Genomic DNA, 23,939 nt, shown 5'->3' with positions numbered 1-23,939 from the left:
ACATATGGGCGTAGAAGTCTCCCTTCCGGACCCACTAATATTTTGGAGAGTCGCCCATGGCCCGCGTGACGGTTGAAGATTGCGTAGACAAAGTCCCCAACCGGTTTGAGCTGGTAATGCTTGCGGCCCATCGTGCCCGCGAGATTTCCGCAGGCGCCCCGATCACCGTGGAGCGTGACAACGACAAGAACCCCGTCGTGTCGCTGCGCGAGATCGCAGAAGAGACCCAGAGCGCCGACGAGCTGCGTGAGCGTCTGATCGAAAGCAACCAGACCCAGATCGAAGTCGACGAGCCCGAAGAGGATTCGATGGCGCTGCTGATGGGGGCCGACAACGACAAACCCTCCGAGGACGATATGTCCGAGGAAAAACTGCTGCGTGCGCTGATGGAGGCCCAGAGCCAGGGCTGAGCGGCGCAGAGATTGCTACCTGAGGCTGCGGACCGGATATGACTTCTGCTGAAATTTCCGCCGGAGATCTGATTGCTCTGGTCCGCAACTATAACCCCAAGACAAACGCGGATCGCATCGCCGAAGCCTATGCCTTTGGCGAAGAGATGCACAAGGGCCAGTTCCGCCACTCGGGTGAACCCTATTTCACCCATCCGGTGGCCGTCGCAGCGATCCTGACCGAGCAGCGCCTTGATGATGCGACCATCATCACCGCGCTGCTGCACGACACCATCGAAGATACCAAAGCGTCTTATGACGAGGTTGCCCGCCGATTTGGCGATGAGGTGGCCATGCTGGTCGATGGGGTCACCAAGCTGACCAACCTGCAACTGTCGAGCCGGGAAACCAAGCAGGCGGAAAACTTCCGCAAGCTGTTCATGGCGATGTCCAAGGACCTGCGGGTGATCCTGGTGAAGCTGGCTGACCGGCTGCACAACATGCGCACGATCAAGGCGATGCGCCCGGAAAAACAGGCGCAGAAAGCCCGCGAAACCATGGATATCTATGCGCCGCTGGCGGGGCGCATGGGTATGCAGTGGATGCGCGAAGAACTGGAGGATCTGGCGTTCCGGGTGCTGAACCCCGAGGGCCGTCAGTCCATCATTCGCCGTTTCGTGACCCTGCAGCGGGAAACCGGCGATGTGATCCACCGGATCACCGGCGATATGCGCGCCGAGTTGGAAAAGGCCGGAATCGAGGCCGAAGTCTTTGGCCGCGCCAAGAAGCCCTATTCGATCTGGCGCAAGATGCAGGCCAAGGACCAGGGGTTCTCGCGCCTCTCCGATATCTACGGCTTCCGCGTCATCACCCAGTCCGAGGAAGACAGCTATCGCGCGCTCGGTGCCATCCACCAGCGCTGGCGGGCGGTTCCGGGCCGGTTCAAGGATTACATCAGTCAGCCGAAGTCCAACGGGTATCGTTCGATCCACACCACGGTGTCGGGTCGCGACGGCAAGCGGGTCGAGGTGCAGATCCGCACCCGCCAGATGCACGATGTGGCCGAAACCGGCGTTGCCGCGCATTGGTCCTATCGCGATGGCGTGCGCTCGGAAAACCCATTTGCGGTGGATCCGGCGAAATGGATTTCCTCGCTCACCGAACAGTTCGACGCCGAGGAGGATCACGATGAATTCCTCGAAGCCGTCAAGCTGGAGATGTATTCCGACCAGGTCTTCTGCTTCACCCCCAAGGGGGACGTGATCAAGCTGCCCAAGGGCGCGACGCCGATCGACTTCGCTTATGCAATCCACACTCGTATCGGCCATGCCTGCGTTGGCGCCAAGGTGGATGGCATCCGGGTACCGCTGTGGTCGCGGCTGCGCAATGGCCAGTCGGTCGAGGTGATCACCGCCGAAGGACAGACGCCGCAGGTCAGCTGGCTGGAAATCGCCACCACTGGCAAGGCTCGCACCGCCATCCGCCGCTCGTTGCGCGAAGCGGACCGGGCGCGCTTTGTCAAGCTTGGGCATGAATTGGCGCGCTCGGCCTTTGAGCATGTGAACCGCAAGGCAACAGACAAGGCGCTGGAAACAGCGGCCCGGGCGCTGCGCGTCGGTACTGTCGATGAACTGCTTGCCCGTCTGGGCGCGGCAGAGATCGTGGCCCACGATGTGGTTCAGGCGGTCTATCCTGAGCTGACCGCCCACGAGAGCGAGGAAATTTCGCCACGCCGCGCGGTGATCGGTCTGGAGCCGGGGCAAAGCTTTGAACGCGCGCCATGCTGCCAGCCCCTGCCTGGGGAGCGGATCATTGGCATCACCTACCGCGGCCAAGGCGTAGTCGTGCATGCGGCCGATTGTGACCGGCTGGGCGAATTCGAGGAACAGCCAGAGCGCTGGGTCGATGTGCATTGGCATAGCGGCACCCACCCGGCCGTCTACAACACCACGCTTGAGATGATCGTCGGCAACGATGCAGGCGTGCTGGGGCGGATTTGTACATTGATTGGTGAGAAGAAGGCCAATATTTCGGACCTGGAATTTGTTGATCGGAAACCAGACTTTTACCGGCTTATGATCAATGTCGAGCTACGGGATGTGGAACAGCTCCATTCCCTCATGTTGACGTTGGAGGCGGAAAGTCATGTCGCCGAAGTGGTGCGGTTCAGGGAAAAACCGGTAAAGCACACAATTCCGGGATAATGGTTCGGCTGGAACCGGGAAGGACGCAGACCGTTGGTATTCAGGCGCCGGGACAGACGTCCGCCCCTTCGTGCGGTTGCGGATTTTTTCTGGCCTCGGGGCGGTTGGACCCGGGCGTTTCACTACGTCAAGCACCGCGTCCGCAGGCTTCCCGATTCGCCTGAACGCATTGCCCGCGGCATCTGGGCTGGGGTCTTTACCACCTTCACACCGTTCTACGGGATGCATTTCGTTGTGGCGGCGATCATCGCGCGGGTGATGAATGGCAATATCCTTGCGGCGCTCAGCTCGACCTTCTTCGGCAACCCTCTGACCTATGTGCCGATCGGGGTGGCCTCGCTGCAGACCGGCCACTGGCTGCTGGGCACCCATTTTGACGAGGAAGTGGACAAGTCTCTGGTGGGCAAATTTTTCGCTGCCGGTGACGATCTGAAGAACAACCTCTTTGCCCTCTACAGTGACCGCCCGGCGGATTGGCACGGGTTGCAGGTGTTCTACAACGAGGTGTTCTATCCCTATATGATCGGCGGCATCATTCCGGGCATCATCTGCGCTACGGTTTGCTATATGGTCAGCCTGCCGCTGATCCGGGCCTACCAGCAGCGCCGCCGGGCCAAGATCAAGGCCAAGTTTGAAGAGATCAAACGCCGCGCCGCGCTGGAAGGTGCGGAAAGCACAGAACCTCCGGCGAAGAAGGGGTTGAAAACCAGCCTCAAGTCATCGCTGGGTGCGCGTGTGAAACGCCGCGCGGATTAGACCGCAGTGGTTTCCCTAAACAGGATGGAAAATCGGGGTTGCCCCCAGAGTTTGCCTGTCTAGTCTCTGGCGCAGGACATTCCTTTCAGGACCGAGGACCATGGCAGAGAACAAGGCACAGAACAGGTTGAGGCTGGGCGTCAACATCGACCACGTGGCCACCGTGCGCAACGCCCGCGGCGGCGACAACCCGGATCCGGTGCGCGCCGCTCTGCTGGCGCAGAACGCAGGCGCCGACGGGATCACTGCACACCTGCGCGAAGACCGCCGCCATATCATCGACAGCGACATCGAAGGCATGATGCAGGTGCTGCAGGCGCCGCTGAATTTTGAAATGGCTGCCACTGAAGAAATGCAGGCCATCGCCCTGCGTCACAAGCCCCATGCGGTTTGCCTGGTGCCGGAGAAGCGCGAAGAGCGCACCACCGAGGGCGGGCTGGACGTGGCCGGGAATGACAATGCGCTGGCAGAATACATCACCCCCCTGCGCGAGGCGGGCAGCCGGGTGTCCATGTTCATCGCTGCCGATAAGGCCCAGGTCGAAGCCAGCCACCGCATCGGCGCGCCGGTAATCGAATTGCACGCAGGTGCCTATGCAGATGCCTGGGCCGAAGGTCGCTGGGACGAGCGTGACGCCGAACTGGCGAAGATCACCGAAATGGCCGCCTATGCGCATGATCTGGGGCTGGAGGTCCATGTCGGACACGGTCTGACCTACGACAGCGTTGGTCCCATCGCCGCCCTTCCGCAGGTCATGGAGCTGAACATCGGTCATTTCCTGATCGGCGAAGCCCTGTTCGTGGGGCTGCCTGCAGCCATCGCGGAAATGCGCCGCCGGATGGATGCCGCGCGCAGCGAGGCAGAGGCATGAACCTCAAACGCTTTACGCTGGTCTATGTGGCTACGGCTCTAGGGGTGATCGCGGTTGTCTATGCCGTGCAGGTCCTTTTGGGTCATAACATTGCCAATGGCGGGATGAGCATCATTCCTGCCATCGTTGCGGCGATGGTCGAAGGGCAACGATACGCCAAGGCAGAACGTGCGGTGCCGGAAAGCGCTGTCCTGTGGCGGTTTGCAAAGGCTGCGGCGCTGATGATCCTTGGGCTGAGCCTGATCTTCGCGGTGCTTCTCAGCCTCATCATGCCGCCGCTGCGCCAGATGATGAGCGATCCGGTTGGGGCCAGTGTCCTGTTTGGGGGAGCGCTGCTGCAGGCGGCGCTGGGGCTTGTGCTCGTGCGGTTCTTTACCGGCATGGGTGCGAAATCCCAACTGACCGCGATCCGCAAGAAAGAAGGACGGGACTGACCGCCATGGGTGCTTCATGATCCTTGGCATCGGGACCGATCTGGCAAATATCGACCGCATCCAGCGCACGCTGGACCGTTTTGGCGACCGGTTCCGCAACCGGGTCTTTACCGAGGTCGAACAGCGCAAGTCCGAGCGTCGCCGTGATGTGGCGGGCACCTATGCAAAACGCTGGGCGGCCAAGGAGGCGTGTTCCAAGGCGCTGGGAACCGGGCTGCGCATGGGCATCGCCTGGAAAGACATGTCCGTCAGCAACCTGCGCACCGGCCAGCCCGTCATGCATGTGACCGGCTGGGCTGCGGACAGACTCGCCAAGATGACCCCGCCGGGCCACGAGGCGCATATCCATGTCACCCTGACCGATGATCACCCCTGGGCGCAGGCCATCGTGATGATCGAAGCGCGACCCTTTGCTGACGCAGCGGGGGAATCCGGCGGGGATGCTTGACTTAGACCCAGCCGGGCCGCATGTAGCCCCCGACCCAACCTACAACACCGGAGAGCCTGATGACGGCCAAATCCCATGCCGGACACTCGATCCTTGAGACGATAAAGACCATTGTCTACGCGCTGCTGATTGCCGGCGTGTTCCGGACGTTGTTCTTTCAGCCGTTCTGGATCCCTTCGGGTTCGATGAAGGAGACGCTGCTGATTGGTGATTTCCTGTTCGTGAACAAGATGGCGTACGGTTACTCCTATGCTTCCTGCCCCAGCGTACGGCTGGGCAGTATCGGGATCGACGTTGATGCCAGCGACATCTGCGGCTTTCTGGACGGGGAAAACACCCGCATTCTGGGAAGTGAGCCCGAGCGCGGTGATGTTGTCGTCTTCCGGCATCCGGTGACAGGCACTGATTTCATCAAGCGACTGATCGGCCTGCCTGGCGACCGTATTCAGGTGACCAATGGCGTTCTGCAGATCAATGGCACTGCTGTCGCGCTGCAGGACGCAGGCGATTTCGAGGAGCTGATGGAGCGTCAGGGGCCGATCGGCTCTTACCCGCGCTGCGAGAACGCACCGGTGGGTGAGGGCGCGACCTGTGCCAAATCACGGCAGATCGAAACCTTGCCGGGTGGGGTGGAGCATGTAATCCTGAATATCGCCAATCAGGGCATGGATCACACGGGCGTTTATCAGGTGCCCGAAGGCCATTATTTCTTCATGGGCGACAACCGCGACAATTCCAGCGACAGCCGCCTGCCGCAATCTGCCGGAGGTGTCGGCTTCGTACCGTTTGAAAACCTGATCGGGCGCGCGGATCGCATCATGTTCTCTTCTGCCGGGCGCTCGATGCTGTATTTCTGGACCTGGCGTGGTGATCGTTTCTTCAAGGGGATCGAGTGAAACTGTCTAAAGACATGCGGGCATTTGAGGATCGGATCGGGCACAGCTTTGCCCGGCCCGAACTTTTGCTGCGCGCGCTGACCCATGCTTCGGTGTCTTCGCCGAACCGCAAGGATAACCAGCGGCTGGAATTTCTCGGCGATAGGGTGCTGGGCCTCGTGATGTCCACCGCGCTGTTGGAACATGACAAGACCGCGACCGAAGGCCAGCTCGCGCCGCGCTTTAACGCGCTGGTGCGCAAGGAAGCCTGCGCCGATGTCGCCCGCGAGATCGACCTTGGGTCCGTCTTGAAACTGGGCCGGTCTGAAATGATGTCCGGCGGGCGCCGCAAGGAGGCCCTGCTGGGCGATGCGATGGAGGCGGTAATCGCCGCCGTCTACAAGGACGCCGGGTTCGAAGCAGCGCAGGAGATGATCCTGCGGCTGTGGGGATCGCGTATCGGCAAGGTCGAGGACGACGCCCGCGACCCGAAGACCGCTTTGCAGGAATATGTGCAGGCGCGCCGCCAGAACCCGCCGGCCTATGTGCAGGTTGCCCGCGAAGGCCCGGATCACCAGCCGATCTTTACCATCGCGGTCCGACTGGATGACGGGACTGAGGAACAGGCCAGCGCCGGGTCGAAACGGCAGGCTGAACAGGCGGCTGCCAAGGCGCTTTTGACACGATTGGAGCAAGACACATGACCACACGCGCCGGGTTCATTGCCCTGATCGGAGAGCCGAACGCAGGCAAATCCACCCTTTTGAACCGCATGGTGGGGGCCAAGGTCTCGATCGTGACCCACAAGGTACAGACCACCCGCGCCCGGATCCGGGGCGTGGCGATGGAGGGCGACAGCCAGCTGGTGTTTGTCGACACGCCCGGCCTGTTCAAACCGCGCCGCCGACTGGACCGCGCCATGGTAGCGGCCGCCTGGGGCGGCGCTGCGGATGCGGATGTGGTGGTGCTGCTGGTTGAGGCGCATCGCGGCGTTACCGAAGGCGTGGAGCGCATCCTTGAAGGGCTGTCGGAGATCGGTAAGGGCCGCACGGTGGCGCTGGCGATCAACAAGATCGACAAGGTGCAGGCCGAGGAGCTTCTGGCGCTGACGAAGAAACTGAACGACGCCTATGAATTCTCCGAAACCTTCCTGATTTCCGCCGAACGCGGCCACGGGGTCGAGGATCTGCGTCACTGGCTGGCCGAGCAGGTGCCCGAGGGGCCGTGGCTTTACCCTGAGGATCAGATCGCTGATCTGCCCATGCGCATGATCGCGGCAGAGATGACCCGCGAGAAACTGACGCTCCGCCTGCATCAGGAACTGCCCTACCAGTTGACCGTCGAGACCGAGAACTGGGAAGAGCGCAAGGATGGCTCCGCCAAGATCGACCAGATCATTTATGTGGTTCGCGATGGTCACAAGGGCATTGTTCTGGGCAAGCGCGGCGAAACCATCAAGGCCGTCAGCCAGGCCGCCCGCGCCGAGTTGGAAGAGTTCCTGGACCGCAAGGTGCATCTGTTCCTGCAGGTCAAGGTCCGGCCGAACTGGCTCGAAGAATCCGAACGCTATTCGGAGATGGGACTTGATTTCAAAGACGGAAACGCATGAGCCGTCTGACCGCGCGCTTTTGGGTCGATGCCTATCTGGCTCGGCTTCGGCTTTCTGACATTCCGGCCTTTGTGACCGCGCATGGCGACGACACCGCCGGCGCGGTTCTGGTCAAGCTGAACACACTTGATGGGCAGGCTCAGGCCTTTCATCGCTCTTACGATCTGATGAGCGGCGACCGCAAATGGGTTCTGCTGGCCGAAGGGCCAGAGGCTGATGTGGATGCCTCGGTCCGGCGGCAGGGCGAGTTTGACCCTGACCTCTGGGTGATCGAGGTCGAGGACCGGCAGGGTCGTCACCTGCTGGATGAACCGGGGCTGGAGTAGGCGATGGACTGGCGTGACCACGGTATATTGCTGACCGTGCGCCGCCATGGTGAGAGCGCTGCCATCATCGATGTCTTTACCGAAGGGCACGGGCGCCATGCCGGGGTCGTGCGTGGTGGCGCCGGGCGGCGGATGGCGCCGATCCTGCAACCGGGGGCGCAGCTCGATCTGACGTGGCGTGCGCGCCTCGAAGAGCATCTGGGCAGCTATCAGGCGGAACCCCTGCGCAGCCGCGCGGCGGCGGCCCTGTCCGGACGGTTGGCTCTCGCGGGCCTCAATGCGGTGACAGCGCTTTTGTCCTTTTGTCTGCCGGAACGCGAAGCCTACCCGGCGCTATACGCGCGCACGGAACAACTCTTGGATCTTCTTGAACAAGAAGACCTCTGGCCGCTGGCCTATCTGCATTGGGAGGTGGCGCTGCTGGAGGAGATGGGCTTTGGCCTTGATCTGACGGCCTGCGCCGTCACCGGGGCAGAGGAGGGGTTGGTCTATGTCTCGCCCAAGACTGGGCGCGCGGTGTCGGCTGCGGGGGCAGGGGACTGGGCGGACCGTTTGTTGCCGCTGCCACCGGTGCTTTTGGGGCAGGGGGCGGCAGAGGATCCCGAGATCGCGATTGCCCTGCGCACCACTGGTTATTTCCTGGAAAGCCATCTGGCGCGGGCCTTGGGCAACCGCCCGCTGCCCGAAGCGCGCGGGCGACTGGTGGATCTGATCAGCCGTCGGCCTTGAACAGCATCTCGCGCCCCGACCCATTGCGTAGGATCAGCACGTCGCCGGTGACTTCGGCCTCGCCCATGGTTTGCAGCGCCTCTAGGAAACGGGTTTCTTCCAGCAATTCGGGGCAGACCTTGCGGGTCGATGAAAGGCCCGTGGCATCAAACCAGGGGTAGGGCGCGGTGGCTTCGGCGCGATAGGCGTTGCAGGGCGCCTGCCCCGCGATCTTGCCGGGGGCGGGGAATTCCAGCGTCGCGGAGGCGCTGAAGGGCGCGCCATCAATCTGGCTCAGCCGCCATGTCTTGCCTGCCGCGCCATAGGCCGACAGGGTTTCGTCCCCGGCGCAGGCAGTTAGGGCAACCAGCAGGACCGGTGCCAGACGGGCGGGCCACGAAATCAGTTTTGTGAAATGGGAAACGGGCATAGGGCAGCCTTCTTCGTATTCAATCAGAGCAGCAATCCGCGATCAATTTTTGCGGGTCTTCAACCGACGGGGGATTAGGTTCGTCGCGTGGTAGGACAGATTGCCGTGGGACACCAGCGCCGACCGGTAACCAAATGGTTCACTTCATGGGGGCCATGCGGCTGTGATCCAAAGGAACACCGTCTGCCGGGAGCCGTTACCTCAATAAAAAAAGAGGCCCGGCACAAGGCCGGGCCAGTCGGGGATGTCCCCGGGGAGTGATAGGTGTGAAGGGGGTCAGGCCAGCAGTCGGCGGGCGATGACCTGCGCCTGAATTTCGGCGGCCCCTTCGAAGATGTTCAGGATCCGGGCGTCGCACAGCACGCGGGAGATCTTGTACTCCAGCGCAAAGCCGTTGCCGCCGTGGATCTGCAGACCGTTGTCCGCTGCCGCCCAGGCAACACGGGCGCCCAGCAGTTTGGCCATGCCAGCCTCAAGGTCGCAGCGGTGGCCGTTGTCCTTTTCCCAAGCCGAGAAATAGGTCAGCTGGCGGGCAACCATGATCTCAACCGCCATCATCGCCAGTTTCGACGACACCCGTGGGAAGTTGATCAGGGATTTGCCGAACTGCTTGCGGTCCTGCGCGTATTGCATGGCGATATCCAGTGCCGATTGTGCCACGCCGATGGCGCGGGCTGCGGTCTGGATACGGGCGCTTTCAAAGGTCTCCATCAGCTGTTTGAAGCCTTTGCCCTCTTCGCCGCCCAGAAGGTTCTCACCCTTGACCTTGAACCCGTCAAAGCCAAGCTCGTATTCCTTCATGCCACGATAGCCCAGAACCTCGATTTCACCGCCGGTCATGCCTTCGGTCGGGAAGGGGTTCTCATCAGTGCCGGGCGTTTTTTCCGCCAGGAACATCGACAAACCGCGGTGATCGGTGGTGTCGGGGTTGGTGCGTGCCAGCAGGGTCATCACATGGGTCCGGGCCGCATGGGTGATCCAGGTCTTGTTGCCGGTAACCTCGTAATCGCCATCGGCGTTCTTCACCGCTCGGGTGCGCAGCGAGCCAAGGTCCGACCCGGTGTTCGGCTCGGTAAAGACGGCCGTGGGCAGAATTTCGGCGCTGGCGATCTTGGGCAGCCAGTTCGCTTTCTGCTCATCCGTGCCGCCGGCGATGATCAGCTCGGCCGCGATTTCAGAGCGGGTGCCAAGGCTGCCGACGCCGATATAACCGCGAGACAACTCTTCGGAGACCACGCACATCGACGCCTTGGACAGTCCGAAGCCACCAAATTCCTCAGGGATGGTCAGGCCAAAGACGCCCATCTCGGCCAACTCGTTGATAATCTCGATCGGGATCAACTCATCCTTGAGGTGCCATTCGTGAGCAAAGGGCTCGACCTTTTCCAGCGCGTAGCGGCGGAACTGGTCGCGGATCATCTCCAGTTCTTCGTCCAGGCCGGAGGCGCCGAACATGACCGAACCGGCCTGTTCCTGCATAAGTTCAACCAGACGCGTGCGGGCAGCAGCGGAGTTGCCAGCCTGGCACAGGGTGGTGATTTCTGCGCTGTCGAGCAGGTTTTGGGCCGAGGCGTCCAGTCCCAGATCGTTCAGGCGGATGATCTCACCCTGGTTCATCTGGATGCCGCCGCGCATCTGCGCCAGGTATTCGCCAAAGGCGATCTGGTGGATCAGCTGCTCCATTTCGTTGAACTTGCCCTCGGATTGCATCCGCTCGGCCCAGTTCTGCATCTGGCGCAGGCTGTAGACATAGGTGGCAAGCCAGGACAGCCCGTGGGCCGCAGTCTGGTGCTGCTCTACCAGTGCGCCGGAAACGCGGCCATCGGCTGTGACCAGATCGCGGACCGCGCCGCGGGCAGTCTCCAGCAGTTGGTCAAGCGGGCCAAGCGTCGCTGCGGTCAGCGTCAAAAGGTCGGGGAGTACAATCTGCTTCATTTGCAAGTCCTGTCCGTCGTGGGCCATGAGTCACATCCTTCTTCGGTCGCTTGGTGGTAAACATTTCGCAGGTGCAGCGCAATAAAAATACGCCGCGATGCGGCATATCGACCAAAAGTTTCGTGTTTATTTTGCTGGTGCAGCGGTCTGGACCTATCGCTATGAAGAGGCATGACAAGTCTTTTTTCCGCTTTCACACCGTCTGAACTGGCGGCGGCCTTTGCTGTTGCGCTGGTCGCGGGCACGGTCAAAGGGATGGTTGGTTTTGCCATGCCGATGATTCTCGTCTCTGGTCTCAGCATGTTCATGCCGCCGGAAATCGCCTTGGCCGGGCTGATCCTGCCGACGGTTGTGACCAACGGAATGCAGGCCTTTCGTCACGGCTTTGCCGCAGCGGTTCAGTCCTTGAAACGCTTCCGGCTGTTCCTTCTGGTGGGGCTGGTGTTTCTTCTGACCAGTGCCCAGCTGGTGCGGGTTCTGCCGCAGCAGGTGATGCTGCTGATTATCGGCGTGCCGGTATCGCTGTTCGCCCTGACACAGCTGATGGGCAAGCAGCTGACACTCGCCAGGCCCACGCCCCGGTCCGAAGTGCTGGTGGGCGGCTTTGCCGGGCTGATCGGCGGCATGTCGGGCATCTGGGGGCCGCCGACGGTGGCCTATCTGACCGCCCTTGGCACGGAAAAGAGCGAGCAAATCCGTGTGCAGGGCGTGATCTACGGCATGGGGGCGGTCGCCCTGTTGGCGGGGCACATCGGCTCGGGTGTCATGCGGGCTGAAACAGCACCGTTTTCGGTGGCACTGATCCTGCCTGCGGTGATGGGCATGTGGATCGGCGGACGTCTGCATGACCGTATCGATCAGGTTGCCTTCCGCCGTCTGACGCTGTTCGTCCTGCTGGTTGCGGGGTTGAATTTGCTCCGCCGCGCGCTGATGCTGTGATCAGTATCCGTTGATCAGACAGATCCGGGCTGTAAGACTACAAGCAGGGGCAGGAAGACCGACATGGGCAACCGTCTGAATGCAAGCCAGCTTGCGCTTGGATCCATCGCGATCTCCTTGATTGTTCTGGCGCTCAAGCTTGTCGCCTGGTGGGTCACCGGGTCCATTGCGCTATTTTCCGATGCTCTTGAGTCCCTGGTGAATGTGGGCGGTGCATTCTTGGCGTGGCTTGCGGTGCGCTATGCAAGCCGTCCTGCGGATGCGGGCCACCCGTTCGGGCACCACAAGGCGGAATATTTTTCGGCCGTTGCCGAAGGCATCATGATCATCATCGCTGCCTTCCTGATCCTTGAGCAGTCGATCTATGCATTAATGCGGCCTATCGCGCCCGCTGATTGGGGAATGGCAGGTCTTTGGATCAACGCTGTCGCGATGGTGGCCAACCTGCTCTGGGCGCGCCTGCTGATCGGGCGGGGTGGGGCGTTGCGGTCTCCGGCTCTGGTGGCAGGCGGGCGTCACCTGATGAGTGATGTCTGGACGTCGGTTGGGGTTCTGTTCGGCCTTGGTCTGGCACTGTGGACAGGGTGGAGCTGGCTGGATCCGGCGCTGGCGCTGATCGTGGCGGTCAATATCCTGCGCGAGGGCTATGGAGTGGTGGCCTCCTCGGTCAACGGCTTGATGGATTCGGCTGCTCCGCCGGACGAGCGGGAGGAGATCGAGGAAATCATCCACCGCTCTGCAGAAGGTGCCCTGCAGGTGCACGGGCTAAAGACGCGCCGGGCGGGCACAGCTTTGTTCGTGGAATTTCATATGGTGGTTGCGGGCATGATGACGGTGCGTGCGGCCCATGACATCTGCGACCGGGTAGAGGACGCGATCCGGGCCGAGTTGCCAGAGGCAAAGGTGAACATCCACGTGGAGCCCGAGCACAAGCTGGAGAAGACGGGTATCTCTCCGCGCTGAGGTGATTGCATTTCCGCACCAGTTTCCGTTTAACCCATGCCAAAGAGGCACAGGGCAGGAGCGCAGCACATGGCGATGGAATGGGACAGGTTGTTGAACCCGGGGCGTTTGTGCCGACCCGATTTTGAGGAAAAGCCGGGCCGCCCCGCCTATTTGCAGGATTACGACCGTATCCTGTTTTCCGAACCGTTTCGCCGTCTTGCGCAAAAGACGCAGGTGCATCCGCTGCATTCCCATGACCACGTGCATCACCGGATGATCCACAGCATGGAAACCTCCAGTGTGGGGCGCTCCCTTGGCATTCAGGTGGGGCAGAAACTGGTTGAACGCGGCAGTCTGGCCGAAGGGCAGCAGCATGTGATGGCAGGCGTGGTGCAGGCGGCCTGTTTGGTGCATGACATCGGCAACCCGCCCTTTGGTCATTCCGGCGAGGACAGTATCGGCGAGTGGTTTGCGCGCCAGTTTGCCAGCGGCACCGGCCTTGCCGCTGCTGTGCCTATCGAGGTGCGTCCCGAATTCGAGGCCTTTGAAGGCAACGCGCAAGGCTTTCGCATCGTTGCTCGGCTGGAGATGGGCCAGCGCGAAGGCGGTATGCGCCTGTCCTATGCGACCCTTGGGGCCTTTTCCAAATACCCTTGCACGGCAGAGGCCAAGGCGCTGTCCTCGGGGAACTACGTGGGCCTGAAGAAATTCGGCGTCTTCCAGTCTGAACGCGATCTATTCGCCGAGGCTGCAACGGCGCTGGGCCTGCCCTCGGACGGCACGGGAGCGGCGCAGGTCTGGCGGCGCCATCCGCTTGCCTTCCTCGTCGAGGCGGCGGATGACATCTGCTACCGCATTCTGGATATCGAGGATGCCGCCACGGTGGGCGATCTGGACAGCGATCTGGTGGCGGGCATTCTGGAAGATATCACCGGCAAGGCGAACCATCCCGAAGATGCCGCTATGCCCCTGCGGGACCGCGTCGGAATGCTGCGGGCCATGGCCATCGGGGCCGCCATCGAAAGCGCGGTCGAGGCCTTCATGGCCAACTATGATGCCATCATGATGGGGGAGTTCAGCGACGGGCTGATGGAGGTGTCCACCAAGGCGGACGCCTTTGCCAAGCTGAAAGAGATTTCGAACGCCCGCATCTTTACCGCGCGGCGCAAGACCGAGCTGGAGATTTCGGGGCGTCAGGTGCTGCATGGGCTGTTGGATCACTTCAGCGGGCTCTATGAGGATTTGAAGGCCTGCGGCTGGGACGTCGAGGCATTGAAGGCGCGGCATGGCTATTGGGCGAAACTGATCCGGGCCGTCGATCTGGACCTGCGCGGGATCAAGGATGAGTATACCGCGCTGCATTCTCTGGGCGATTTCGTCTCGGGCATGACGGATCGTTATGCGGTGAAGGTCCGCGACATGGTCGAAGGACGCATTTCGCAGGGCTGATCAGGACACCGGATCTCTCATGAAACAAAAAACCCGGCCACTGGCCGGGTTTTTCGTTTGATCTGACGAAAGAGTTTAGCCGATTGCGGCGGCTTTCACATCTTCGTCGATGTAGGGCAGATACTGTTCGAAGTTGTCTGCGAACATCTGAACCAGTTTGGCGGCCTGCTTGTCGTAGGCGTCCTGATCGTCCCAGGTGCGGCGCGGGTCCAGCAGAACTTCCGCAACGCCGGGCACGGCGACCGGCACGTCAAAGCCGAAGTTGCTGTCCTTGCGGAACTCGACCTCTGCCAGCGAGCCGTCCAGCGCGGCAGTCAGCAGGCCGCGGGTCGCCTTGATCGGCATCCGCGAACCGATGCCATAGGCACCACCGGTCCAGCCGGTGTTCACCAGCCAGCAGGTTGCGCCATGCTGGGCGATCTTGTCACGCAGCAGGTTGCCGTAGACCTCGGGGCGGCGCGGCATGAAGGGCGCGCCAAAGCAGGTGGAGAAGGTCGGCTCCGGCTCGGTCACGCCGCGCTCGGTGCCGGCCACCTTGGAGGTGAAGCCCGAAAGGAAGTGATACATCGCCTGCGCCGGGGTCAGGCGTGCAATCGGAGGCAGCACACCGAAGGCATCGCAGGTCAGCATGATGATGTTCTTGGGGTGACCACCGCGGGCGGTGCTGGATGCGTTGGAGATATACTCCAGCGGATAGGCGCAGCGCATGTTGGCGGTCAGGCTGTCATCGTCGAAGTCGAGCTCAAAGGTCTCGGGATCAAAGACCATGTTCTCGATCACGGTGCCGAATTTCTCGGTGGTGGCGTAGATTTCCGGCTCTGCCTCGGGGTTCAGGTTGATGGTCTTGGCATAGCAGCCGCCTTCGAAGTTGAAGGTGCCGTTGTCGGCCCAGCCATGTTCGTCATCACCGATCAGCACGCGGTCCGGGTCGGCGGACAGGGTGGTCTTGCCGGTGCCGGACAGGCCAAAGAACACGGCGGCGTCGACCGGGTTGCCCTTGGCGTGGTTGGCCGAGCAGTGCATCGGCATGATGCCTTTTTCCGGCAGCAGGTAGTTCAGCAGGGTGAAGACCGATTTCTTGTTCTCGCCCGCGTATTCGGTGCCGCCGATCAGGATCAGCTTCTTGTCGAAGTTCAGCGCGATCACGGTTTCGCTGCGGCAGTTGTGCTTGGCCGGGTCAGCCTGGAAGCTGGGGCAGTTGATGATGGTGAAATCTGCCATGAACTCGTCCAGATCCTCGCGGTCGGGACGGCGCAGCAGGTGGCGGATGAACAGGCTGTGCCAGGCAAGTTCGGTTACCATGCGCACGTTGATTGCGTGGGCGGGGTCCGCACCGCCAACCAGATCCTGCACGAAGTAGTCGCGACCCTTCATGTGCTCCAGCATGTCGGCATAAAGCGCGTCAAAGCCTTCGGGGCTCATCTCGGCGTTGTTTTCCCACCAGATGGTGTCTGCAACCGCTTCGGTCTTGACCACGTGCTTGTCCTTGGGGGAGCGACCGGTGAATTTGCCGGTGGTCACGAGAAAGGCGCCGCCGTTGCCCAGTGTGCCTTCATCCCGTTTCAGCGCCGCTTCGATCAGCGCGGGCTCCATCAGGTTGTAATGGACATTGCCCAGACCCTCGATACCTTGATCTTCGAGGCGGAATTGTGGGTTCACCCGTCCTGATGCCATGTGTTCTTTCTCCTGTGGCGGCTGCTTGAAGCCGCATACATCTAAAGCCGCGCCGTGGGGCAATTCACCGGTAGCGACACCGGTGAGCCGGGTCTTAACATGACGTTTTACACGGTGAACAGGACGCTTTGGCGCAGTTAGCGCCATCAAGTGAACGTTTAGCGCAACCATTTTTTTTGTCGCCAAAAGGAAGCGCTTTCTTCAGTGAGTGCTAAGACATTTTTGCCTTAATTGCGGCCCAAAGGTGCCGTGATTCGCCAATGGGGATTGATTCGCAGCCTGAGAAGGGCGATTAAGGAATGTAAAAAGCGAAAAGCTGAGCAGTGATTTAGGGGCGCATTCAATGTCAAAGATTGCTTTGGTGGACGACGACAGAAACATCCTGACTTCGGTGGCTATGACGCTGGAGGCAGAAGGGTTCGAGGTCGAAACCTACAACGACGGTCAGGCCGCCCTGGATGCTTTTAACAAGAAGCTTCCGGATATGGCCGTGCTGGACATCAAGATGCCGCGCATGGACGGCATGGATCTGCTGCAGCGTCTGCGGCAGAAATCGCAGATGCCGGTGATCTTCCTCACCTCCAAGGACGATGAGATCGACGAGGTTCTCGGTCTGCGCATGGGGGCGGATGACTACGTCAAGAAACCGTTTTCGCAACGCCTGCTGGTCGAACGCATCCGTGCCCTGCTGCGGCGCCAGGAAGCAATCAACGGCGACGCGGTAGAAGGCGCTGCGGTTACAGAGACCAAGGTCATGGAGCGCGGCAACCTACGCATGGACCCGCTGCGTCATGCGGTCAGCTGGAAGGGCAAGGATGTCTCGCTCACCGTGACCGAGTTCCTCCTGCTGCAGGCGCTGGCCCAGCGGCCCGGTTTCGTCAAAAGCCGCGATCAGCTGATGGATGTGGCCTATGACGATCAGGTCTATGTGGATGACCGCACCATCGATAGCCACATCAAACGCCTGCGCAAAAAGATGCGCAGCGCGGATTCCGACTTTGCGGCGATCGAGACGCTGTATGGGATCGGTTACCGCTACAACGAAGAGTAAGAGTCAGATCCGGTTTGGGGAGGCAGGGGGATATGCGCGATACCGGCAGCACACCGCCACCATCCGGTGAGGATGTGGTTCTGGGCGACGATTGGGTCGCTCCAGAGCAAACCGTGACGGAAGAGATGCAGGTGCGTCGGGCCAGCCGCGGGGTGTTTTCGCTCAAAGGCTCGCCTTTGACTCGGAAAATCATCACCTTCAACCTGATCGCACTGATCATCCTTGTCGCTGGGATTCTCTACCTCAACTCCTCGCGCCAGAGCCTGGTTCGGCAAAAGGCGGGCGCGCTAGTTTCCGAAGCAACCCTGATCGCAAATGTGTTCGAAGCTGAATTGCCTGCGGTGGGCGGCGTCAGCTTTGCCACCGGTGACGGCATCGATGCCGAGGGCACCCTGTCCGGCATCAGCCTGCGGGGCGGGGTCGAAGCCATGGTATTCGATGCTAGTGGCACCCTGATCGCCAGCGTCACAGGCGTTGCGCGCTCGGATGCGCTGAATGCTCTGAATGAAAATCAAAAGGGTAAAACTCTGATCTCCGACGGGCTGTCGGCGCTGTGGTCGGCGGCGGGCAGTGTGTTCAAATCCGGGGAAAACACCGCCGATGCGGGGCTTACGCTCGAGGCGCAATTGGGCCGGTTGGCGGAGCACACCCTTGGCGCCGGAGCAACAGTTGATACTGCCGTAGATACCAGGGGTGGTACGGTCTTTTCAGCGGCAGCCCCGATTCTTCACAACGGACAGGTCATCGGAGTGGTGGCCCTGGCCTCTCCCATCGGGGAAATCGACGCGCTGGTGCGTGGTGAGCGCGAGCGCGTGTTGCAGATGTTCGTCGTGGCGCTGCTGGTTTCCGTCGGGCTCAGCCTGGTTCTTGCCTCGACCATAGCCAATCCTCTTGCCGATCTGGCAGAGGCTGCGGAAAGCGGGCGCGACCGTGATGCCCGAAAGAGTCACCCCGGCCGGGTACGTATCCCGGACCTGTCTGCACGGCCTGACGAGATTGGTCGTCTCAGCCGGGCGCTGCGCGGAATGGTAAAAGCGCTCTACAGTCGCATCGATAGTAACGAACAATTTGCAGCTGATGTGGCACATGAGATCAAGAATCCCTTGGCGAGTCTGCAATCTGCAGTCGGGACCTTGCGGATGGTAAAGCGCGAAGACCAACGGGAGAAGCTTATGGAAGTGATCGAACACGACGTGCGCCGCCTTGACCGGCTGGTGAGCGATATCTCGAATGCTTCCCGACTGGATGCCGAACTGGTCAAGGAAGAAGAAGAAGAATTCGACCTCCTGACCATGCTGGGCAATCTCAACCAGTTCCTTGGCGAAGATGCCCGCTCCAAGGGGATCGACTATATCGCCGACTTGCCGCCGCAACCGATTATGCTTCAGGGACTTGAGGCACGTCTGGCGCAGGTGTTCGTCAACCTGATCACCAATGCGATTTCCTTTTGCGAAGATGGCGATGCGATCCGTGTCTGGGCGCGACGCCGGGCCAATCGGGTGCTGATTGTGGTCGAGGACACCGGTCCGGGCATTCCCGAACAGGCGCTGTCGAACATTTTTAAACGCTTCTACTCACAGCGCCCGGAAGAGCATTTTGGCAATAACTCTGGCCTTGGACTGGCGATTTCAAAGCAGATCGTCGAAGCGCATGGCGGTGTGATCTGGGCCGAGAATATCCGCCCGACCGAAGCCGACATCACCTCTGAACCGCTGGGTGCGCGGTTTGTGGTCGGCCTGCCGGTGTGATCCTCTTGTGATGGTCCTGTGATGGTGCAGGACCTTAGCCATTGTATACATGCCTCCTGTGTAGCGCTTGACGGGCGTGGCCTCCTGATCCGGGGGGCTTCCGGCAGTGGGAAATCGGCGCTGGCCCTGCATTTAATGGCCTATGGAGCGCAGCTGGTCGCGGACGACCGGGTTTTGCTCACGCTCAATGATGGATCCGTCGTGGCGCGGCCGCCCAAGGCAACGGCAGGCCTGATCGAAGCGCGCGGTCTGGGCATCCTGCACGCGGAAAACACCGCTCAGGCGGCTGTCTGTGCCATTGTGGACTTGGACCGGCTTGCAGACGGGCGGCTTCCGGCCCAGTCTGCCGAAACGATTCTGGGGCTGGATCTTCCCGTGATACACCGCGTGGAGGCAACGCATTTCGCTCCAGCCCTGTTGCAGTATTTGAAATGTGGAGCCCTGAACCCTGATGCCTGACGTCGATCCCGATGCACAGCCGATCGTTCTGGTCACCGGTCCGTCCGGCGCCGGGCGCACCACGGCGATCAATGTGCTGGAGGATCTGGGGTTCGAGGCGATTGACAACCTGCCGCTGCGGCTGCTGCCGATCCTGATCGAGGCGGCAGGGGTGAGCGCGCCAATGGCGCTGGGGCTGGACAGCCGCAACCGGGATTTTGCGCCGGGTGCCCTTCTCGACATGATTGAAATGCTGGCGGCGCGGCAGGACGCCGAACTGACGGTTCTCTATCTGGATGCCCGCCCCGGCGTCCTGCTGCGGCGTTATTCGGAAACACGGCGCAGGCACCCACTGGCCCCGGCAGAAACGCCCGAGGTTGGCGTGGCGCGGGAGCAGGACCTGATGGCGCCAATTCGCGAACGCGCGGATATGCTGCTCGACACCTCCGAAATGAATGTGCACCAGCTAAAGGCCGAGATTGAACATTGGTTCGCGCCGGATGGGCGGTCGCTGGCCCTGTCCGTACAAAGTTTTTCCTACAAACGCGGTGTGCCGCGCAGCGTCGATCTGGTCTTTGATTGCCGGTTCCTGGCGAACCCCTATTGGGAAGAGGCACTAAGGTCGCTGAATGGCCGCGACGCTGCGGTTCAGGACTATGTGAAAAAGGACCCGCTGTATGACGGGTTCATGGCGCGGGTGGTGGATATGGTACGGTTTTTGTTGCCCGCCTTTCGCAGCGAAGGGAAATCGCATCTCTCCATTGCCTTTGGCTGTACCGGTGGGCAACATCGTTCGGTGACCCTAGCAGAAACCCTGGCTAAGACCCTTGCGGAAGACGGGCAGCAGGTGTCAATTAGACATCGCGAGCTGCAGCGCTAACAGCGGAACGGAGAGGCCGGGTTGATCGGGATTGTTATTGTCGCGCATGGGGGGCTGGCCAGAGAGTATCTGGCCGCCGTTGAGCATGTGGTTGGCGAGCAGCCGAACCTGCGTGCGATTACCATTGCACCTGACGATGACCGTGACGACAAACAGCGCGAAATCTGTATTGCCGCCGACGATGTGGACACCGGCGATGGCGTTGTGATCGTTACAGACCTGTTTGGTGGCTCTCCGTCCAATCTCAGCCTACGGGCCTGTGCGCCCACGGATCGGCGCATCCTTTACGGTGCCAATCTTCCGATGCTGATCAAGCTGGCAAAATCCCGCCATTTGCCTGTTGCCGATGCCGTGCGCCAGGCGATGGAGGCGGGGCGCAAGTATATCAACTCGCAGAACATTAACCCCGCAGGGGAGTAAGACACTTCAATGGCAGTTAAAACGCTGAAGATCATAAATGAAAAAGGCCTGCATGCGCGTGCCTCCGCAAAGCTGGTCGAAGTGGTCGAAGGCTTTGATGCCACGGCTGAGGTTTCAAAGGACGGTCTGTCAGCTTCCGGCGACAGTATCATGGGGCTTTTGATGTTGGCAGCCTCGAAAGGAACGACTATTGACGTCGATACTTCGGGGCCGGACGCAGAGGCTCTGGCAGAGGCTTTGGAGGCTCTTGTCGCCGACAAATTCGGCGAAGGATACTGAAGGGCACAAGCACCTGTGGAAGACGGGAAGGGCAAAGTGGCGGATACGGCGCATGACCATGACGGCGGCCTGAAGGCAGAGTCGGAGACGGGCGAGGTCTATGACCGGCGCACCCTGACCTATGCCAATTCCTTTGACGACCGCTGGACCTCGCTTGCCATCCGCGCCATCGAATGGTTCACCGGCAAGCTGACCATTCTGCGCATGGTCAAGAAGTTCGAAAAGCAGAACGCCCAGTACCGCGGTCAGAAATTCTGGCGCGGCGCGCTGAACGTGATGGGGATCGATCTGCTTACGCCCGAAGAGCAGATCCGCAACATTCCCGCCGAAGGTCCGGTTGTGATCGTGGCGAACCACCCGCACGGAATGGTCGATGGCATGATCTTTGCTGACCTGATTGGTCGCATCCGGCTTGATTACCGAATTCTGACGCGCTCGGTCCTGACGGGGCTTGATGAGGCGGCGACCTCCTTCATGATCCCGGTGCCGTTCCCCCATGACCCTGAAGCGCAGCGCAAGATGGTGGAAATGCGAGCCAAGACCATGGCCCATCTGAAGGAAGGCGGCGTTGTGGCGCTGTTCCCCTCGGGGGTGGTGATGTCGTCGGACAGCTGGTTTGGCCCTGCTATCGAGCAGGAGTGGAACGTGTTCACCGCGCAGCTGATCCGCCGTTCTGGCGCGCGTGTGGTTCCGATCTTCTTCCCGGGGTCGAATTCGCGCTGGTATCAAATTGCCTGCCGGATCTCTCCGATCCTGCGTCAGGGGCTGCTGCTGCATGAAATCGTGCGCTCCTGCAACAAGCCGCAGGCGCCAGTGGTCGGAGAGCCGCTGACGGATGCGCAGATGGAGCGGTTGCACAGCGATCCGCGCGGCTTCATGGCTTGGCTGCGAGAGCATACCCTGTCGCTGGGCAGTAAAACTCCGGCTGACGACAAGTAATCCGCTTTCTAAATTGATGGACGCGCTGCAGCTTTTTGATCGCTGCGGGTCAGGCCCCTGGATAGAGGGCCGTCGCCGCAGCAGTCAGGAAAGCCCGGGGATCAGCGCGTCGGAACCGGCGTTTCCCCGCGATAGTCATAGAACCCGCGCTGTGTCTTGCGGCCCAACCAGCCAGCCTCGACATATTTGGTTAGCAGTGGGCAGGGGCGGTATTTGGTGTCGGCCAGCCCGTCGTGCAGCACGTTCATGATGGCAAGACAGGTGTCCAGGCCGATGAAGTCTGCCAGTTCCAGCGGCCCCATCGGATGGTTGGCGCCCAGCTTCATCGATTCGTCGATGGATTTCACCGAACCAACCCCTTCATAGAGGGTGTAGACGGCTTCGTTGATCATCGGCATCAGGATCCGGTTGACGATGAAGGCGGGGAAATCTTCGGCGCTGGCGGCGGTCTTGCCCAGACGCTCCACCACGGTCTGACATGCCGTGAAGGTCTCCTCGTCGGTGGCGATACCGCGGATCAATTCGACCAGCTGCATCACTGGCACCGGGTTCATGAAGTGGAAGCCCATGAAACGTTCGGGGCGGTCGGTGCGACTCGCCAGACGGGTGATCGAGATAGACGAGGTGTTAGAGGTGAGAATCGTATGCGGCTGCAGATGCGGTTGCAGATCTTCAAAGATCGCCTGCTTGATGGTTTCACGCTCGGTTGCCGCTTCGATGACCAGATCGGTGGCCCCGATATCGGGCAGAGCCAGCGTCGGAGTGATGCGCGCAAGGGCCGCATTCATGTCCTCTTCGCTGATCTTGCCGCGACTGGCCTGCCGGGCCAGGTTCTTCTGGATCGCACTCATAGCGCCATCCAATGCGGTCTGATTTACATCATTGATAACAACGTCATAACCCGCAACTGCCATGACATGGGCAATGCCGTTGCCCATCTGTCCCGCTCCGATTACGCCGATTTTTTTGACTTCCATGCCGATGGCTCCCTGGCTGCCTGCCGGGTGATCTTATCGGTCGTTTCGGGGGGGGCACAAGGCTGGCGAAGGGGTATTTTAACCAAATTTGAGCTTTAGGAAATTTGCAAGTTTTCAGGCTCAAAGTGAGTATCGGGTGAAAAATTGGTGGGACTATGAGTTACGAACTCCAAAGCGTTTCGACGCTTTCGGGTGGAACATGTTGCTATGCAGGCTCAAGGCTGCAGGTACGTGGACCCGAACGCGACTTGAATGAACCTTATATCGCATTTCTGGGCGGAACAGAGGTGTTTGGTCGCTTTGTGGCTGAGCCGTTTCCCGCCGTGGCCGAATCCCTGCTGGATGTTCCTTGCGTCAACCTTGGCGGTGTGAACGCGGGGCTGGACAGTTTCATGAGCGATGACAGCCTTATGAAGGTGGCCAAGGCATCAGATATCGCTGTCTTCCAGCTTCTGGGCGCCCAGAATCTGTCGAACAAATATTACCGGGTGCATCCGCGCCGGAATGACCGGTTCCTGCAAGCCCGCCCTGAACTGAAGGCCCTTTATCCGGAAGTGGATTTCACCGAGTTTCATTTCAACAAGCATCTTCTGACCGAGCTCAAAAACGTCTCTGAGGAGCGGTTTGAAACCCTCTGCCTGCATCTGCAATCTGTGTGGGTCAGTCGCATGGGTGATCTCATCACTGCGATGGACGGACGGTTGGTGCTGCTGTGGCTGCGCTATAATCTGGGTGGTGTGGGAATGTTCGGACGTGAACCGGTCCTGGTCGATCAGGCGATGGTCGATTCTCTGAGGCCCTTGGTCAAAGGGGTGGTAGAGCTCCCCGTTGCCACCGCAGGGTTGGCAAATGACGTCATGGGCATGGACATGGGGCCGCTCGACCTGCCGACGGCACGCCATATGCTGGGGCCGAAGGAACACAACCGGATTGGATGCGCCACGGCTGAGAAGCTGCAGGGTATCCTGGGGCAGCGCAAAGCAGCGGGCTGACCCGCATGTGATAGCTGCCGGTCAGTAGAGTGGCCGACCTGCTGCCTGGTTTTCGAAGTATACAGAACGCAAAAGGCCCGCATCGGATGCGGGCCTTTTTCGATGACATGTGGCTCTGTGTGGCCCGGCGTGTGCCGGGCCGGAGCCAGGGCTTTTAGCCCAGTTTTTCGGTGAGTTCGGGGACGGCCTGGAACAGGTCTGCCACGAGGCCGTAATCGGCAAC

The 23,939-nt window shown here is 60.8% G+C and carries 26 protein-coding genes and 1 pseudogene; 22 read left to right on the top strand and 5 right to left on the bottom strand.

The annotated features are described in order from the left end of the window. Positions 1 to 56: 56 nt before the first annotated feature. The 11 genes from rpoZ (at position 57) to recO (ending at position 8,641) form a co-directional block, all read left to right on the top strand. Positions 57 to 410, top strand: coding sequence for a DNA-directed RNA polymerase subunit omega (gene rpoZ / locus SM765_RS13175; protein WP_065271528.1), 354 nt, complete (start codon positions 57 to 59; stop codon positions 408 to 410). 38 nt (positions 411 to 448) lie between these two features. Further along, positions 449 to 2,593, top strand: coding sequence for a RelA/SpoT family protein (locus SM765_RS13170; protein ID WP_065271527.1), 2,145 nt, complete (start codon positions 449 to 451; stop codon positions 2,591 to 2,593). Between the two features lie 33 nt (positions 2,594 to 2,626). Then, positions 2,627 to 3,349 carry a DUF2062 domain-containing protein gene (locus SM765_RS13165; RefSeq protein WP_065271526.1) on the top strand — a complete coding sequence of 241 codons (723 nt, stop codon included), beginning with the start codon at positions 2,627 to 2,629 and terminating at the stop codon, positions 3,347 to 3,349. A gap of 100 nt (positions 3,350 to 3,449) precedes the next feature. Further along, positions 3,450 to 4,220 carry a pyridoxine 5'-phosphate synthase gene (locus SM765_RS13160; RefSeq protein WP_274830287.1) on the top strand — a complete coding sequence of 257 codons (771 nt, stop codon included), beginning with the start codon at positions 3,450 to 3,452 and terminating at the stop codon, positions 4,218 to 4,220. Beyond that, positions 4,217 to 4,654, top strand: a complete 438-nt coding sequence (locus SM765_RS13155) for an ABZJ_00895 family protein (protein ID WP_274838270.1) — start codon at positions 4,217 to 4,219, stop codon at positions 4,652 to 4,654. The genes SM765_RS13160 and SM765_RS13155 overlap by 4 nt, the downstream gene beginning before the upstream one ends. A 16-nt stretch (positions 4,655 to 4,670) precedes the next feature. After that, a complete protein-coding gene (acpS, locus tag SM765_RS13150; protein WP_065271523.1) occupies positions 4,671 to 5,102 on the top strand; it encodes a holo-ACP synthase in 432 nt (143 codons plus the stop codon). Between the two features lie 59 nt (positions 5,103 to 5,161). After that, positions 5,162 to 5,998, top strand: a complete 837-nt coding sequence (gene lepB / locus SM765_RS13145) for a signal peptidase I (protein WP_065271522.1) — start codon at positions 5,162 to 5,164, stop codon at positions 5,996 to 5,998. Then, the gene (gene rnc, locus SM765_RS13140; RefSeq protein WP_065271521.1) at positions 5,995 to 6,681 is read left to right on the top strand and encodes a ribonuclease III; all 687 of its coding nucleotides are present in this window, start codon (positions 5,995 to 5,997) and stop codon (positions 6,679 to 6,681) included. Before lepB ends, rnc begins: the two co-directional genes overlap by 4 nt. Then, entirely contained in the window at positions 6,678 to 7,586 is a 909-nt protein-coding gene (era, locus tag SM765_RS13135) for a GTPase Era (RefSeq protein WP_274838271.1), read from the top strand. The genes rnc and era overlap by 4 nt, the downstream gene beginning before the upstream one ends. After that, positions 7,583 to 7,912, top strand: coding sequence for a DUF1491 family protein (locus SM765_RS13130; RefSeq protein WP_274838272.1), 330 nt, complete (start codon positions 7,583 to 7,585; stop codon positions 7,910 to 7,912). The genes era and SM765_RS13130 overlap by 4 nt, the downstream gene beginning before the upstream one ends. A 3-nt stretch (positions 7,913 to 7,915) precedes the next feature. Continuing rightward, the gene (gene recO / locus SM765_RS13125) at positions 7,916 to 8,641 is read left to right on the top strand and encodes a DNA repair protein RecO (protein WP_274838273.1); all 726 of its coding nucleotides are present in this window, start codon (positions 7,916 to 7,918) and stop codon (positions 8,639 to 8,641) included. Here recO and SM765_RS13120 read toward each other — a convergent pair. Continuing rightward, entirely contained in the window at positions 8,625 to 9,050 is a 426-nt protein-coding gene (locus tag SM765_RS13120; RefSeq protein WP_274838274.1) for an META domain-containing protein, read from the bottom strand. The genes recO and SM765_RS13120 overlap by 17 nt on opposite strands. 276 nt (positions 9,051 to 9,326) lie before the next feature. Further along, positions 9,327 to 11,012, bottom strand: a complete 1,686-nt coding sequence (locus SM765_RS13115; RefSeq protein WP_274838275.1) for an acyl-CoA dehydrogenase family protein — start codon at positions 11,010 to 11,012, stop codon at positions 9,327 to 9,329. 144 nt (positions 11,013 to 11,156) lie between these two features. Here SM765_RS13115 and SM765_RS13110 point away from each other — a divergent pair, with 144 nt between their 5' ends. The 3 genes from SM765_RS13110 (at position 11,157) to dgt (ending at position 14,318) form a co-directional block, all read left to right on the top strand. Beyond that, complete coding sequence (locus SM765_RS13110; protein ID WP_274830282.1) at positions 11,157 to 11,924, top strand: sulfite exporter TauE/SafE family protein; 768 nt, start codon at positions 11,157 to 11,159, stop codon at positions 11,922 to 11,924. A gap of 63 nt (positions 11,925 to 11,987) precedes the next feature. Continuing rightward, the gene (locus tag SM765_RS13105) at positions 11,988 to 12,887 is read left to right on the top strand and encodes a cation diffusion facilitator family transporter (RefSeq protein WP_065271515.1); all 900 of its coding nucleotides are present in this window, start codon (positions 11,988 to 11,990) and stop codon (positions 12,885 to 12,887) included. Positions 12,888 to 12,962: 75 nt separating this feature from the next. Then, positions 12,963 to 14,318, top strand: coding sequence for a dGTP triphosphohydrolase (gene dgt, locus SM765_RS13100; protein ID WP_274838280.1), 1,356 nt, complete (start codon positions 12,963 to 12,965; stop codon positions 14,316 to 14,318). A 75-nt stretch (positions 14,319 to 14,393) separates the two neighbouring features. On the opposite strand, the gene SM765_RS13095 is transcribed toward dgt, so the two are convergent. Continuing rightward, on the bottom strand, positions 14,394 to 15,992 hold the full coding sequence (locus SM765_RS13095; protein ID WP_274833362.1) for a phosphoenolpyruvate carboxykinase: 1,599 nt from the start codon (positions 15,990 to 15,992) through the stop codon (positions 14,394 to 14,396). Positions 15,993 to 16,335: 343 nt separating this feature from the next. Here SM765_RS13095 and SM765_RS13090 point away from each other — a divergent pair, with 343 nt between their 5' ends. The 7 genes from SM765_RS13090 to SM765_RS13060 are packed head-to-tail and all read left to right on the top strand — an operon-like array spanning position 16,336 to position 21,747. Then, positions 16,336 to 17,043: a response regulator transcription factor gene (locus SM765_RS13090; protein ID WP_065271513.1), complete on the top strand. Its 708-nt coding sequence runs from the start codon at positions 16,336 to 16,338 to the stop codon at positions 17,041 to 17,043. Between the two features lie 32 nt (positions 17,044 to 17,075). Continuing rightward, entirely contained in the window at positions 17,076 to 18,791 is a 1,716-nt protein-coding gene (locus SM765_RS13085; RefSeq protein WP_065271512.1) for a sensor histidine kinase, read from the top strand. A gap of 21 nt (positions 18,792 to 18,812) precedes the next feature. Then, positions 18,813 to 19,250 carry an HPr kinase/phosphorylase gene (locus tag SM765_RS13080; RefSeq protein ID WP_274835483.1) on the top strand — a complete coding sequence of 146 codons (438 nt, stop codon included), beginning with the start codon at positions 18,813 to 18,815 and terminating at the stop codon, positions 19,248 to 19,250. Further along, positions 19,243 to 20,109 (top strand): RNase adapter RapZ, encoded by an 867-nt coding sequence (gene rapZ / locus SM765_RS13075; RefSeq protein WP_274838276.1) that lies wholly within the window; start codon positions 19,243 to 19,245, stop codon positions 20,107 to 20,109. The genes SM765_RS13080 and rapZ overlap by 8 nt, the downstream gene beginning before the upstream one ends. A 21-nt stretch (positions 20,110 to 20,130) precedes the next feature. Then, complete coding sequence (locus tag SM765_RS13070; RefSeq protein WP_065271510.1) at positions 20,131 to 20,529, top strand: PTS sugar transporter subunit IIA; 399 nt, start codon at positions 20,131 to 20,133, stop codon at positions 20,527 to 20,529. A gap of 9 nt (positions 20,530 to 20,538) precedes the next feature. Beyond that, positions 20,539 to 20,808 (top strand): HPr family phosphocarrier protein, encoded by a 270-nt coding sequence (locus SM765_RS13065; protein WP_065271509.1) that lies wholly within the window; start codon positions 20,539 to 20,541, stop codon positions 20,806 to 20,808. Between the two features lie 36 nt (positions 20,809 to 20,844). Continuing rightward, positions 20,845 to 21,747 (top strand): lysophospholipid acyltransferase family protein, encoded by a 903-nt coding sequence (locus SM765_RS13060; protein WP_274835481.1) that lies wholly within the window; start codon positions 20,845 to 20,847, stop codon positions 21,745 to 21,747. 101 nt (positions 21,748 to 21,848) lie between these two features. Here SM765_RS13060 and SM765_RS13055 read toward each other — a convergent pair whose 3' ends face one another. Then, positions 21,849 to 22,724, bottom strand: coding sequence for a 3-hydroxybutyryl-CoA dehydrogenase (locus SM765_RS13055; protein WP_065271508.1), 876 nt, complete (start codon positions 22,722 to 22,724; stop codon positions 21,849 to 21,851). A gap of 155 nt (positions 22,725 to 22,879) precedes the next feature. Here SM765_RS13055 and SM765_RS13050 point away from each other — a divergent pair, with 155 nt between their 5' ends. Beyond that, positions 22,880 to 23,716, top strand: coding sequence for a DUF6473 family protein (locus SM765_RS13050; protein ID WP_274838277.1), 837 nt, complete (start codon positions 22,880 to 22,882; stop codon positions 23,714 to 23,716). 154 nt (positions 23,717 to 23,870) lie between these two features. Here the strand turns inward: SM765_RS13050 and SM765_RS13045 are convergent. Next, positions 23,871 to 23,939: pseudogene (locus SM765_RS13045) on the bottom strand (electron transfer flavoprotein subunit alpha); the annotation flags it as partial.

Source organism: Pseudophaeobacter sp. 1A09344, from assembly GCF_041008745.1.
GTDB lineage: Bacteria > Pseudomonadota > Alphaproteobacteria > Rhodobacterales > Rhodobacteraceae > Phycobacter > Phycobacter gallaeciensis_A.
Note: the sequence above shows the minus strand (reverse complement) of the source record. Positions and strands in the feature narration are given on the sequence as shown.

Excerpts from the sequence above, each read along its gene's own strand:
- SM765_RS13160 (WP_274830287.1), top strand. The coding sequence starts at position 3,450 with ATGGCAGAGAACAAGGCACAGAACAGGTTGAGGCTGGGCGTCAACATC.
- SM765_RS13055 (WP_065271508.1), bottom strand. The coding sequence starts at position 22,724 with ATGGAAGTCAAAAAAATCGGCGTAATCGGAGCGGGACAGATGGGCAAC.
- SM765_RS13115 (WP_274838275.1), bottom strand. The coding sequence starts at position 11,012 with ATGGCCCACGACGGACAGGACTTGCAAATGAAGCAGATTGTACTCCCC.
- rpoZ (WP_065271528.1), top strand. The coding sequence starts at position 57 with ATGGCCCGCGTGACGGTTGAAGATTGCGTAGACAAAGTCCCCAACCGG.
- lepB (WP_065271522.1), top strand. The coding sequence starts at position 5,162 with ATGACGGCCAAATCCCATGCCGGACACTCGATCCTTGAGACGATAAAG.
- dgt (WP_274838280.1), top strand. The coding sequence starts at position 12,963 with ATGGAATGGGACAGGTTGTTGAACCCGGGGCGTTTGTGCCGACCCGAT.
- SM765_RS13120 (WP_274838274.1), bottom strand. The coding sequence starts at position 9,050 with ATGCCCGTTTCCCATTTCACAAAACTGATTTCGTGGCCCGCCCGTCTG.
- SM765_RS13155 (WP_274838270.1), top strand. The coding sequence starts at position 4,217 with ATGAACCTCAAACGCTTTACGCTGGTCTATGTGGCTACGGCTCTAGGG.
- SM765_RS13080 (WP_274835483.1), top strand. The coding sequence starts at position 18,813 with ATGGTGCAGGACCTTAGCCATTGTATACATGCCTCCTGTGTAGCGCTT.
- SM765_RS13085 (WP_065271512.1), top strand. The coding sequence starts at position 17,076 with ATGCGCGATACCGGCAGCACACCGCCACCATCCGGTGAGGATGTGGTT.
- SM765_RS13090 (WP_065271513.1), top strand. The coding sequence starts at position 16,336 with ATGTCAAAGATTGCTTTGGTGGACGACGACAGAAACATCCTGACTTCG.
- acpS (WP_065271523.1), top strand. The coding sequence starts at position 4,671 with ATGATCCTTGGCATCGGGACCGATCTGGCAAATATCGACCGCATCCAG.
- rapZ (WP_274838276.1), top strand. The coding sequence starts at position 19,243 with ATGCCTGACGTCGATCCCGATGCACAGCCGATCGTTCTGGTCACCGGT.
- SM765_RS13110 (WP_274830282.1), top strand. The coding sequence starts at position 11,157 with ATGACAAGTCTTTTTTCCGCTTTCACACCGTCTGAACTGGCGGCGGCC.
- SM765_RS13095 (WP_274833362.1), bottom strand. The coding sequence starts at position 15,992 with ATGGCATCAGGACGGGTGAACCCACAATTCCGCCTCGAAGATCAAGGT.
- SM765_RS13065 (WP_065271509.1), top strand. The coding sequence starts at position 20,539 with ATGGCAGTTAAAACGCTGAAGATCATAAATGAAAAAGGCCTGCATGCG.
- era (WP_274838271.1), top strand. The coding sequence starts at position 6,678 with ATGACCACACGCGCCGGGTTCATTGCCCTGATCGGAGAGCCGAACGCA.
- SM765_RS13050 (WP_274838277.1), top strand. The coding sequence starts at position 22,880 with ATGAGTTACGAACTCCAAAGCGTTTCGACGCTTTCGGGTGGAACATGT.
- SM765_RS13130 (WP_274838272.1), top strand. The coding sequence starts at position 7,583 with ATGAGCCGTCTGACCGCGCGCTTTTGGGTCGATGCCTATCTGGCTCGG.
- recO (WP_274838273.1), top strand. The coding sequence starts at position 7,916 with ATGGACTGGCGTGACCACGGTATATTGCTGACCGTGCGCCGCCATGGT.
- SM765_RS13170 (WP_065271527.1), top strand. The coding sequence starts at position 449 with ATGACTTCTGCTGAAATTTCCGCCGGAGATCTGATTGCTCTGGTCCGC.
- SM765_RS13105 (WP_065271515.1), top strand. The coding sequence starts at position 11,988 with ATGGGCAACCGTCTGAATGCAAGCCAGCTTGCGCTTGGATCCATCGCG.